The organism is Cytobacillus oceanisediminis 2691 (genome assembly GCF_007678455.1).
Lineage (GTDB): Bacteria > Bacillota > Bacilli > Bacillales > Cytobacillaceae > Mesobacillus > Mesobacillus oceanisediminis_A.
This window is the reverse complement of record NZ_VEEP01000018.1, coordinates 15970-28390: the sequence shown is the minus strand read 5'-3', so window position 1 is coordinate 28390 and position 12421 is coordinate 15970. Positions and strand designations below refer to the sequence as shown.

Annotated in this window: 11 protein-coding genes; 1 reads left to right on the top strand and 10 read right to left on the bottom strand. The window is 33.4% G+C overall.

Going from position 1 to position 12421, the window contains the following annotated elements; translation table 11 throughout:
* Positions 1-623: 623 nt before the first annotated feature.
* The 8 genes from FS736_RS22715 to FS736_RS22680 form a co-directional block, all read right to left on the bottom strand.
* Positions 624-2126: a hypothetical protein gene (locus FS736_RS22715; RefSeq protein WP_260983687.1), complete on the bottom strand. Its 1503-nt coding sequence runs from the start codon at positions 2124-2126 to the stop codon at positions 624-626.
* On the bottom strand, positions 2116-2676 hold the full coding sequence (locus FS736_RS22710) for a sigma-70 family RNA polymerase sigma factor (protein WP_144481397.1): 561 nt from the start codon (positions 2674-2676) through the stop codon (positions 2116-2118). Before FS736_RS22710 ends, FS736_RS22715 begins: the two co-directional genes overlap by 11 nt.
* Before the next feature lie 258 nt (positions 2677-2934).
* The gene (locus tag FS736_RS22705; protein ID WP_144481396.1) at positions 2935-3444 is read right to left on the bottom strand and encodes a nucleoside deaminase; all 510 of its coding nucleotides are present in this window, start codon (positions 3442-3444) and stop codon (positions 2935-2937) included.
* Between the two features lie 118 nt (positions 3445-3562).
* Positions 3563-4399, bottom strand: coding sequence for a DUF2268 domain-containing putative Zn-dependent protease (locus tag FS736_RS22700; protein WP_144481395.1), 837 nt, complete (start codon positions 4397-4399; stop codon positions 3563-3565).
* A gap of 125 nt (positions 4400-4524) precedes the next feature.
* Complete coding sequence (locus tag FS736_RS22695; RefSeq protein ID WP_260983688.1) at positions 4525-4989, bottom strand: GNAT family N-acetyltransferase; 465 nt, start codon at positions 4987-4989, stop codon at positions 4525-4527.
* Positions 4990-5370: 381 nt separating this feature from the next.
* Complete coding sequence (locus tag FS736_RS22690) at positions 5371-5868, bottom strand: hypothetical protein (RefSeq protein ID WP_144481393.1); 498 nt, start codon at positions 5866-5868, stop codon at positions 5371-5373.
* A gap of 156 nt (positions 5869-6024) precedes the next feature.
* Complete coding sequence (locus tag FS736_RS22685) at positions 6025-6771, bottom strand: GNAT family N-acetyltransferase (protein ID WP_186326892.1); 747 nt, start codon at positions 6769-6771, stop codon at positions 6025-6027.
* A gap of 75 nt (positions 6772-6846) precedes the next feature.
* Positions 6847-8058, bottom strand: coding sequence for an MFS transporter (locus tag FS736_RS22680; RefSeq protein ID WP_144481391.1), 1212 nt, complete (start codon positions 8056-8058; stop codon positions 6847-6849).
* A 433-nt stretch (positions 8059-8491) separates the two neighbouring features.
* Between FS736_RS22680 and FS736_RS22675 the strand changes: the two genes are divergently transcribed.
* Positions 8492-9331 (top strand): tyrosine-type recombinase/integrase, encoded by an 840-nt coding sequence (locus tag FS736_RS22675; RefSeq protein WP_144481390.1) that lies wholly within the window; start codon positions 8492-8494, stop codon positions 9329-9331.
* Positions 9332-9569: 238 nt separating this feature from the next.
* On the opposite strand, the gene FS736_RS22670 is transcribed toward FS736_RS22675, so the two are convergent.
* A complete protein-coding gene (locus FS736_RS22670; RefSeq protein ID WP_144481389.1) occupies positions 9570-10628 on the bottom strand; it encodes a hypothetical protein in 1059 nt (352 codons plus the stop codon).
* A gap of 338 nt (positions 10629-10966) precedes the next feature.
* A complete protein-coding gene (locus FS736_RS22665) occupies positions 10967-12130 on the bottom strand; it encodes a hypothetical protein (RefSeq protein ID WP_144481388.1) in 1164 nt (387 codons plus the stop codon).
* Positions 12131-12421: the final 291 nt, after the last annotated feature.

Below are 12421 nucleotides of genomic sequence, written 5' to 3'. Positions count from 1 at the left end.
TCCATAAACTCGCCAGAGTATTAGTAGGAATGGCCAGAAAGAATGATTCTTATCGTTCCGAGAAGATCCAATCGATTTCACCAATAGCTGCCTAACGTTTAGTTGATAATTAAAGAAACACTTTAGATTTAATACCTTTCGAATACTGACTTATTCGCAGGACTCAAAGAAAGTACGAGTACCGGATTTATTGAACAAAAGGGCTCCGACCCGTTCCTTTAGAAAGACCGGCCTCTACCACTTGGATAGGTGTAACGAAGGAATGAGAGGGCATTTGACCCGTTGAGACATGGGAGTGAAAACCTCCAAGGGTAGCGTGGAGAAAACGTACATTATATGGAAATCATTGGATTTAGCATTAAATCCTTTATTAAAGTACGCCTTCTTGTAGCCATAATGTTCAAACTCATTCAATCAATCCCCTACTATTCTTTCAAGTGATTTGAAATCCTGCGAATAAGTGAGTATTCGAGAGATAATCGTATCTAACTGAGGGAGTTTAATAAGGAATTCAATAAAATAGTGCATTAATCCTTCCTGGAACAAGCACCCATTTTTGTTTAAGGATATTTAACTTTTAATAAAGTAAAAATGGGCTATTATGCATAGCCCTGTTTAAAATACTAATGTGCTTCCTTAAAACCCTTAAGAAAGTCTTTGGTTTCATCTAGTGATATATGTTGGCTTACCACATCATATATATAGTCACCTTTTTGCCCCGTTAAGTGAACCCATTCTCCATCAGTTTCCTTCAAACTTGTACCTTTCCATTTAATCTCATTTAGTTGAAATGGAGATACAGTAGTATCTCCCACTATTTCAAAGTCCCCTATTTTTCTGACATATGAATCTTTATGATGTACCCTTACAGACAACATCTGGGAAGAATTATGGTCATTGTCTGGGTCAAGAATGTAGTACAAATAGCCAATTTTATATTCTTTAAAGGTTTCGTAGCTAGCAGAGATTAGTTGTAGATCAGAATGATTAAACCAATAGAGAAATGGCATATCGGACTTCATAAGATTATATACATCTTCTATCTCACTAGAACTTTTCGTTCCAGCCACTGGTACCACCTCATTTTCACGAGGATCTATTATTACTTTCTCCTTATCTCTATTGTTAGGTACATATCCCTCTAAGTCTGGGGTAAATAATTTCGTGTCAATAGGTACATTAACTTCTAGTTTTGTAGGATGTAAATAATCAACAATATCGCCATTAGCTTTATACGTCTCATACTTAATTAATATACCTGTGTCCTTATCTACCCAAAAGCGGAATGATTGGAAATCTCTATGATTTTTAATCCCTTTTATCACAAGTGTGTTATGACCTAGTAATTCTTCATTTTGTTTTTCTATTTCCCACTTTGTTAAATCTCGTGTATAGTTGGAGGCAATCTCATATGGAAATAAGGTTTCATTTGCAGTGCTAATTGGAGGCCTTTCTCTATAATTCGTTTGTGGATTCCCATCGGAAGCAGTTGAAAACGCTTGATCTAATGTTAGTGTAGTGCCACTGTTTCGGTTCGCTCTGAATTCCATAAAGGTTTTTAATGATTCATTTATTGACCACACTTTACCATCTTTATAAAATTCTCGAGAAGTTACTTCACCTGTATCAAGTGTTCTTTTGCCATATCCTCCTGGTTCTTGCTTTAAGCTAATAGCATATTCAACTGTCTCATAGCCAGGACTAAAGCTATAGTGCATTTTATATTCTCCTCTAGCAGTTTCAAAATAATCTACTGAGTTAATCATTTTAGTTAGAATCTCTTCTTTAGACATTTCATCATAATTTTCTTCTTGCTTAGGTGGTATATATGCCGATTTCTCATTTGAAGGCTTATTAAGAGAATCCTGTGTATTTTGTTTTGTTTCAGGGTCATTTAATAAGTTCAGCTGCGTTCCAACAAAATAGGTAATACCCAAAAACATTATAGAAACGACGGAAAAGCTAAGGAGATAATTAAACTTATTTTTTAGTAAAGACATATTCTTGTCATTTTTGGAGTTTTCAATTGAGCTCAACACTTGTTGATATTGCTTATCATCAAAATAAACATCTTTTAGAATGGTACTATCCATTTTATCTTTTAGATTTTCCAGTTTATTTACCACTAATTGCCCACGCTCCTTCAAATGATTCTTTTAGTTTAATGCGTCCCCGATGTAATCTGGTTTTAACCGTATTAGGATTAATCTTTAGCAAATTCGATATTTCCTCAATTGAAAACTCCTGATAGTAAAATAAGATAATGACTTCCCTTAATTTCACTGGCAACTCTATTACTTGTTTAGAAATTAATTCATTTTCCTCGCCGCCAAAAGGTTTCTTCTCAAGAGAATTATAGGTCTGGTTTGGCTTAAAGAAGTCAGTAAGATATAAATTTTTAAAGGACCAACTTTTTAAAACATCTTTACATCTATTTACAGTAATTCTTATTAGCCACGTTTTATAAGATGATTCATTTCGAAAGGTATCCATTTTTTCATAGCACTTAATAAATACATCTTGTGCAACATCCTCGGCTAACTGTTTTTGTTTCAGATAAGTATAGGCAATTCGTATAACGTCATTGCCATAGGCGTTCATTAACCATTTAAGCTTTTCTTCTCGATTCAAATGATTCAGAGGTTCTAATCTAGAGTCATCTATCATATCAATCATTTTCTCCTCGCTTCCCTTGTGCTTTTTTAATTAGACGATTCGGATTTTTTTAAGGTTCTATTCTAAGACTTTTTCACAAAGAAATTTTGAGTAAATCAATTTACTTTCAACTAAAAAAGCCACCAATTATGGCAGCAATTCAATATTACCTTTATAAAAGAATGTTTAGAAGTGTTTCTTAGGAAGCTTTAGTCAATATGTAAGGGAGTTACAGTAGCCTATTGGTTGGCTTATGCATTCTTTAAATTGAATGACATTTTATTTATTTACAGCTTTTCTTAAATTAACAACGTTATTCGGGTTCATTGCCCATTTTCCCATAAGTTCCATTTGTTTCTTTTTTAAATCCTCATACGGTTCCTCAACTAACTCGACTTCATTAAATCTTCGCTCAAAAGCGTTGGTAGCTTTTATTTTTCTATATCCACCAAAACCTAAATCATCGTTTAATAGCCACACTACTCTTTTAATGTTAGCGAACAATATTCCACCTGTGCACATTGGGCAAGGCTCTAAGGAAGTATAGATTGTAAATTTCTCTCTTTTAACTTTCGCATCTAAGATTATATGACCAGCATTTCTAATAGCATCAATTTCTGCGTGAGCTGTCGCATCTTGATTTGGATGAACTCTGTTTCTCCCCTTAGCAATTAAATTATAATTTTCATCAACAATAATTGCTCCTATTGGATAAGTGTTCTCTTTCAATGCCTGTTCGGCTTCTTTAAGTGCAAGCTCTGAATAATACCTATCTTTACCCCTATTCATAGTTACTCCCCTGACGTTTTTCAGCAATGACTTATAAATTCGCTAAATTAGAACCTTCTCCTTCTTTCACTAAACTCCGTTAGTGAAAGACCAATATTTTAATTTGGCAAATATTTCTTCAATATCTCAATTTTTGATATTCATTCCAAATTAAACTTGAATTTAAAAAGGTTAGATCCCTTAGTTCCCATCCATTTTTCAGTAGTGTAAGTATTACTTGCATCCCGAAAAAATAGCCGGATTTGCCGAATTTCAAACTCTCATTCAACATAAAGTATTTTGCCATAAGAGATGGGGTTATTTTTTTCTCAAAATCGGTTTTAATATCTTGCTCAATTAAATAAATATTCTCTTTTAGACGATTGTATTGTTGATCATCTAAAAACAACATATTCTGAAGATTACTATGAGAAAAATCCATCTTATTCATAATCAGGGGAGTTAAAGTTGCAAGACCTTCTGCTATAATTAACTGCCCTACCGTCATATTATCTTCTAACAAGAAATCAAAACGCACCAGATGATTAAATTCGTGCTGTATTAATCTCTCAATATCTATATTCGAAAGTCTTTCCAAACCTAAATATAAAAATGGTCTGGATGCAGCAGGCAATGCGGTTCCATCTATGTGTCCAAAACCGACCAACATATAAACATCATATTCCTTTGTAAATTTAAAGTAATCAGCAGACTTTTTCAGTACTTCAGTTACCTCTGCTTGGTCAATAACCTGTGAACTTTTATTTGCCTGTTCGGCTAAAGAAGAAAAATCAATATGGGGAACTATATCCTGCTTTATTTTTTCTATATCTGTCATATACAATTTAGCAAAGATAGTATCGAAGATTTCTTTGTACTCTTTGTAATAGTTCAGCCAAGCTTCCTCTTTACTTTGGTTATTTTCCAAGTTTTTAATGACATTTAAAAAAGAGTTCAGTCCGTTGTGTACTTGCATTGTTCCCCCCCCTAAATTGCTATGGCCTTGCTCTACTATCCTGCAATTTCTGTTTAATAAGGAATTCAATAAATAGGCGTTAATCCTTTCTGAATCACAAGACTGGAAATTCAACAATGAATAGTTTAAACAAATAAAGCCATTAAAATTAAATCCTGATAACAGTCTTCCAATTTTACACCTTTTATTTTTCTTCCTTCCTCAACAAATCCCATCGTTTTATATAAATTTATAGCCCCTAGGTTACCTTCCATTACTTCTAGACAAACTTTTTCAACTCTACTATTATTTTTGGCCCAATTGATTAATGTTGCTAATAAAGCCCTTCCAATTCCGTAATTGCGATACTCTGGGAGCACTGTCATTGCAAAAGACCCTTGATGGCTAATTTTCTCTTTATCCCCGCTTTTAAATTCAATAGCACCTACCAGTTCACCGTCAATCTCAGCAACAAATTGGACATACTTTGGATTTTGGACATAAGTTTTTAATAACTTCTCCATATCTTCAACAGTAAGCTTCTGCATGTCCTCAGATGTACTTAGCATATACGGAGCATCCTTTAATGCTTTTGATCCGGCTAATAGCATTCTTTCTGCATCCATTATGGTTACTTCTCGAACGGTAACTGTTTTATTATTCTTAGTATAGTAAGAGATAAAATTAGCAGACATGATACTAGCTCACCCTTTGCATAAAGTAAAGATACCTTTTCTCGATTAATTCTTAATTTCGATAAAACAGGCAATAATCCCTTTTAGTACCCAATTAAATGGGGGGGAATTTATTACTTGAGGCTTATATTTGTTCCTTATAAATTCAAGATAAACTAATCCTAATTCAACATTACTGCGTCTTTAGCTCAATAAGGAATTCAACAAAAAAGGTGGTTAATCCTTCCTGGATCAACGCACCCGTATGTTTAAGTACATTTGTTCACAAACTTAAAAAAGTACGGCAAACTTGCTGGATTAAAAAACAAAAAAGATTGCAAAAAACAGAACAATTGTCCATATGTATGAAGTAAGGACCGTTTTGTTAATACGATTGTTATTTCTTTGTTTCTTGTGCTCAATCGAAAAAATAAAGAGAAATATTAAAAATTGAAAATAAATAAGGAAAACATATAAGAGTGACCGCCACTGTTCCACCCAGGTCATAATTGGTCCTGCAGTTCCCCCTACTAAAAACAGAATTATAGATAAAACACCAACCGAGATAGTAATCTTGGGCATCACATTCCAAAAGGATCGTTTAAAAACATTGTTATTCTTTTTTGCCTCAAGTAAAAAAATTAAATAGAAGCAAGATAAAACCACTGTTACGATAAAAAATGTGATGTAAATGTTGTTTGCTGGGGTCCAATTTGCAGAAGAGCTAACAATTCTATTACCCTCATTTAATTCTAAAACCGCCATCAATATTCCTATAGCACCTAAAGTCAGGATTTGAAGTAAAAACCATTTCACGGAACATACACCTCCTAACTATATTACGAACGACAATGGTAAAAGTTCTCAATAATTTCACTTATTCAACATAACTGCATCTATAGCTTAATAAGGAATTCAAAAAAAATACATAAATTATTCCTGATCAACTCTCCCTTTACTCTTCACTAAGTTTTAGTTTCCCCTTTTAAAAACCTTATTTCGTTCTATAACTGTACATCCGTTATTCCGGAATGTTTTAAGCATTGGAAGGTTGTTTTGACCAGTGCAGCCAATATAATGGGTGGCCATAAAGTCATTTTTTAATATTTCTAATGCTTGTTGATGAAGAAGTTTGCTTTTCCCCTTCCCTCTTTCGCTTGGAATGATTCCAAAATAAAATATCCTTCCTTCTTCTGAAGTCCCGGGTTCTATATGGGGCATAATGACTCCGATTGGATTTCCCTTATCATAAGCAATAATACAAGACTTCTTATAGTTGGATCCTAATTCCAACTCTACACTTCGCATTTGTTCGTCAACATTTAGCGAAGAAGGTGCATTTAATGATCCTTTCATAGATTCCTCCCAAACCCTTTTAAACTCTGCTAACGAAAGTTCGTGTAAATCCTTTAGTAAGAACCCGTTTTTAACCTTAGATGAATCATCTAACACCTTGTGAACAGTAACATTTTCATCATGTAACTTAAACCCATTTTCTATTAAAAGAAAGTCAACTTCTTTGTTAAATTTACTATTAACCTGTATATTTACATTTTTACAGTTCTTTATAAATGACAGTCCCATCAGATATGTTATAAGTTCAATTAGCTCTTGATTCGCCAGACTTTTTGTATCTTCTATAGTTACAAAGTTTTCTCCTTTTACAATTTTTATTTTTGCCAATAAATCAGAATTGCCTTGTGATTTCTTTATCTCCATAATTTCAACCCCCTTAAAGCACAAATTATAAAAGCATGGGACCACAGATGATCCGCAGTCCCACTCTATCATTCATTATTCAAATTCGTTTATATTCCTAACAAACAAGTGCTTACTTTTATAAACAATTAAACTGACCACTGCAAGCAGTATTCCTGAGATCATAAACACGATTCTTATTCCCAGTAAATCTGCTAACAGTCCCATAAGAAGAGAGCCAACGCCAAAGATTCCAGTACCGATAGCTCCTAACGAAGTATAAACCGTTGATAACTGTTCTTTTGTAACGCTGGTTTGTATCACTGTTTGTTGAGGTATACCTTTAATTTGTCCAAAAATCCCTACACAGAGCGACAATAGGAGTGCAGCGATTGGTATGCTGTTTAGGCTAAATAGTAATGTAACTAAGGAGCTTAGGATTGAACCTATAAATATAATGGTCCCCAATTTCTTTTCAATGATTGAAGAATATTTAATACAATACACACTTCCTAAAATCAATCCTATAAAGAAGGCACCATTGATAAATCCCCACCACTGTCCACCAACGTCTAAAGCATCGTTAACGAACACAAGGAGTATGGCTGCTATCCAAACCGTTCCTGCGATTGTCTCAAAGAAGTCTAGCCAAGCAATCTTTCTTAATACTGGAGTGTTAGATAAAGTTACCCATCCCTCTGTAATCTGTTCAAATTTCCCTTTAGCCTTAATTCTATTATCATCTACACTTTCTAAAAGACTTAGCAAGATGCTTGCTACGATAAACAAACCTCCTGCTAACCAGACCAGTTGCTGTGAGCTCAATATAATTAAGAATAAACTCCCAATGAACCACATCACTGCTTGTATAATCTGAGTAACAGTTTCTGCAATTCCATTAGCTTGAAGTAATTGATTAGGTTTAACATAGTATGGAATTAATGTCTGCTTTATTGGATTTGCACATCCATCTAGTAAAGCAATCAATCCTATGATTAAGAAAATCAAATAATAATTTGATGATGTAACTCCAACTAACATAAATCCCAGAATAAAAAGCAGAATAGTCTTTCCGATTTGCGATCCAGCCATTAACCATTTAAGATTTACTTTCCCCACCAAAAGTGGTGTTAACAGACTAGATATAAACATGGAAGAAGTAATTGTAAATGGTACAAATGAAGAAGCAGTTGCCGAGCCTGTTAATAGAAAAATCGTACTGATGATACTAACCATATATAATACATCGCCAATATTAGCGAGCGATTGACCCAATAGTAATAAAGAAAAGTTTTTATTCAAGTTCATTTTATGTCCCCCAATTTCTGAAATGAATGTTTACCTAAATAGGGGGATTTTAAATTGGATTGTTCATTAAATATTTACTCCTTTCATATATCTGATAAATCTGGGGGACTAGTTTTATCACAAGATTTGTTTGTATCTGTATCAACATTAAATGTTTATATGAATTTCAGGCATAATTAAGACACTTAAAGTATTTGTAAAACTTTTTCTGCACACTCATATTGAATTAACCTGCTTTGTTCAGCAACACAGCTTCTGTATTTGTACTTCTCCGTATCCACTTCAACACCTTCGAAAAAATTAACTTAATAAAATACTTGGTTAAATTAACCAATTTCGTTAGATATTTTACAAGTTCTATTCACCAAGTCTAAATTTCTATAAAACTGGCAAGAATACCTTCTAATATCCTAATAAAATGGGAGGGATTGGTTTGTTGCTATCAACTGCTTGGAAATCCTATGAAGCAGATAAACGTATTGAAGGATTCTCACCATATACCTTAAAAGCATATGGTATTCAGGCAAAACTGCTCATCAGCTATTTTAGGGACCCAATTATTGATACCTTCAATACAGAAGGATTAAAGAAATATCTTGTTACTCAAGGCAAGGATTTAAAACCCTCAAGTTTGGCCCACAGAATCCGGTTTATGAAGTCATTGTTTCGCTGGTGTCACGAGGAAGGCCATTTAACCATAAATCCAGCAGCAAAGATCAAGGAACCTAAAGCCGGCAAGAGAATCCCAAAGTTTCTATCAGAAAGGGAGATTGAACTTTTACGTGAAGCCTGTATTAGCCCTATGGAAAAGGCACTATTCGAATTGATGTTTTCTACTGGCTGCAGAATTGGGGAAATCGCTGCACTAGATCGCAATTGCATTAATTGGTCTAACCGCTCTGCCGTCGTCAGGGGAAAGGGAGACAAGGAACGTGAAGTGTATTTTAATATTCGGGCTGAATTATGGCTTAAGCGGTACATTGATAGCCGCCAGGATAAAGATCCGGCCATTTTTGTAACAGAGAGACAGCCACATAGGATGAGTATTGCACAGATGAGGTATTACATTAAGAAAATCTCAGCGCGTGCCGGCATAGATAAGGAAATTCATCCTCACCAACTCAGACACAGCTATGCCACTCACTTATTGAATAATGGAGCACCAGTTGAAGTTATCCAAAGCCTTTTGGGCCACGAGAAAAGTGAAACCACTCGAATATATGCTCAATTAAGTGGAAGGCTGAGACAGGAGTTTTACCAGAAATACTTTTAACAAAGCGAAGAAGCAACGCAAATTATGTGTTGCTTCTGTACTCTTGCACCCGTTACTTTAAGAACATTTCATCACAAACTTCTTTATGTAGCAAACAAAGAAAAAGCAATACCTTGTTTCAGCATTGCTCTTTTAGTCGTGTTATTTGTTAGTCGTTACTAATAATTTTTGAGACAAAAAATAGGCTAATATAGGGATTGATAAAGTTGCCAGCAACAACTTTTTCTTTATTACCCACTTATCCCTCTACAGATTTTAATATTAAAGATGTTAATTCAGGGTAAGCTTCTTGGTTATGAGACAAATGTATGAGGTCAGTAACATATTTAAAAAGTTCGTTTACAGAATCAATAGATTTTATAGCTTCAGAATGAGATGGGAGCTTTCCTTCATGTACAATTTTATTACGTAACAGATATGTGTTACTCCACCAATCACTTATCGGTGTACCTTCATCACGAATGTCAAAATCCCCGCCTAATCTTTTATGGAATTGATGGATAACTAGGTTTTTAAAGGCTATATCATTTACCTTTTTATCTACTTCCTCTTGTGAGTATCCCTCTTTTAAAACTAAATATCTATATAAAGCGGTTAAGAAAGTCTCTACAGCTGTTTGCGAATCAATTACAGATTTTCTAAGATCTCCAATATGCAGGCTTCTGATGGCAGAAAGATATAGCTCGGTACTAAATGTGAAAGGATTATTTGGTAACAGGTCAATGGCACACATAACTAAATCCGTTTCTTTTGTAGAAAGAGGCTTACCACCATTTTCTAGTTTATGGTAATTCAGATGAAACAAACCTTGATTCATAACATCATATTCTGTTAAATCTATTAACGAATATAAAACCATTGGTTCTAATGTTTCACCGTTGACTTTAGAGATAAATTTATTTTTTGTAATTATAATAATAGATTTAATTAACTCATTTAACTTTTCAAGCAATAAATTAAAGGATTTGGATAATAACTCGTCAGAGATAATCATATTATTCCTTGGTATATAAACCATTTCAACTCTAGTTCTTTGTACATTAGTCTCAACGGGGATTTCATTATAAGATCCAGAATAAAATTTTTCTTTATGGTTAACTAAGTGAAATCGATAATGACATAAGATATTTTGGTTAACTTTATATGTAAGATTAGTGTTATTTTTTAATGGCAAATAAAATGGTAATACAATCCCAAACAATAAAATTGATTTCGGCTTAAAATATCTTTCGATCTCCGGTTTCAATTTAAGGTAATAATTAGGCTTATTATAAAAAAATAATCTATTATTATTCACACCAACCACCTCTCTTAATACTTTTATTTGTATAACCAATTATTTCAAATATTTATATCTAACGCAATGCAATCTTCCGTTATATGGATCTAAAATGGAAATAAGCGCTAAATGCTATTTTGAGAAAGCGCCGGTTTGTTGAAGACTGTTATTAAAGTAAATCACCCGTTACTTTAAGTGCAGTTCTTCACAATCTACAACGACCTTATTCCTTTTAAAAAAAAAATGCCACATTAATTGGCAGCATTAATTCCCTAATTTTGTAGTATACGAACATAAAAACAATTATCAAATTCACTGGTAGTAGTAAAGCCATTGATTCGTAAAATGCCCAATTTTTATAGGGCTTCTACCCATTGTATTGCTCTCTCATAATCATTAATAATCCCTTCGACTTGATTAGGTGGGGGGGTTAAAGCAGTATGAGCAATTTTATGTCTAAAAGTCTTTCTATGTGAACTAATAATGCTCCATAAATTTGAGTTATCTGTTACAAATGAAAAAGAAGTCTTTGCTTTAAGTTGATTATCACATCTTTGATAAAAATTTGTCTCTGTTCTTGATAAATAAGCATCAATATCTAAGGTAGTGTCACCATTTGCTTCCATTTTTTCTGTTATTTTTTCTGCCACTGCTATTTCTAATGCAGCGTTTGCCTCAATAACAGCGGATCTATACTCTCCTCTTTCTAATAAGTTCCTTGCAGTTATAATTAGCTCTTCTGAAGGATTAATCATATAATAAGACATTAATCGTTTTTTAAGTTCCTGTAACTCATCGGAGGTAATGTCTGGCATCCATTGGCTATGAGTTATAATGGTCGGTGCTTTACCTGCGTGTGTATACTGCTCATAAAGATTGTTATCTATATAAATTTGAACATAAGTTCCTTCTAAAGTGTGAATCGTTAAAGACTCAACAAAAAAGTCATTTCTGATATATCTGTACTGGTTTATAAAAGTATTAAGAGCTATATGGTACAGTGGAATAATACCCGCTAATTTACGGATTTCTCTCTTAGCGACAACTTCTTTTTTCATCTCACTTTTTTCTTCCACAGAAAATTCCAGATAAATTTCCGTTGCTTTTTCGTCAAGTTCTTCACCATATATTGATTTTCCATTCCTAATGCCTTCTGAGATAAGGAAAGGTTTAATTATTTTTTCCTTAATGTCCTCTTCAGTTATTACCTCAGCCATTTCCTCTGTAATTATTATATCTTCTTCAGTAGTACAAGTTATATAACTTTTGAGTGGAGTAAAAGCATAGGTTTGAAGATTATTAACACTAATATAATCATTAAGTTCACTAGCTAATCCATCAATATAGGAACCCTTTCCTGGTTTGTTATCAAGATGTAAACGGTACATTTCATCCGTTAATGTTAAATTTAATTCATATTCCTCATTATTAGAGCCGTATTTAACCTTTACTTTAAAATCTCCAGAAGGGAGTTGTATCATAAATGGCATTTCATTTGAAAATACAGCTTTTATTTTCATCGAAACCCCTCACTTTTCTAAAATATATTTTTAAATCAGATGTATGTATAAAATGATTATAAATCTGGAATCTGTTTATACAGTTCTGTCTTCCAGGATACAGCCACGTTGTTTAATAAAGAATTCAATAGAAAAGTGCCTTAATCCTTCTTGGATTAAAGCACCCTTATGTTAAGTACACTATTTCACAAAGTTAGATATATTACAGGAATGCTAACCTAGTTCAATAGTACAATAAGCTAATCTAAGATTTCTTATCCTTATAACGTTCAGCTTCAGTACTATCAACAG

Bases quoted from the DNA above. Each gene is read 5' to 3' on its own strand.
- FS736_RS22710 (WP_144481397.1), bottom strand. From the start codon at position 2,676: ATGATTGATATGATAGATGACTCTAGATTAGAACCTCTGAATCATTTG.
- FS736_RS22705 (WP_144481396.1), bottom strand. From the start codon at position 3,444: ATGAATAGGGGTAAAGATAGGTATTATTCAGAGCTTGCACTTAAAGAA.
- FS736_RS22700 (WP_144481395.1), bottom strand. From the start codon at position 4,399: ATGCAAGTACACAACGGACTGAACTCTTTTTTAAATGTCATTAAAAAC.
- FS736_RS22695 (WP_260983688.1), bottom strand. From the start codon at position 4,989: ATGCTATTAGCCGGATCAAAAGCATTAAAGGATGCTCCGTATATGCTA.
- FS736_RS22685 (WP_186326892.1), bottom strand. From the start codon at position 6,771: ATGGAGATAAAGAAATCACAAGGCAATTCTGATTTATTGGCAAAAATA.
- FS736_RS22680 (WP_144481391.1), bottom strand. From the start codon at position 8,058: ATGAACTTGAATAAAAACTTTTCTTTATTACTATTGGGTCAATCGCTC.
- FS736_RS22665 (WP_144481388.1), bottom strand. From the start codon at position 12,130: ATGAAAATAAAAGCTGTATTTTCAAATGAAATGCCATTTATGATACAA.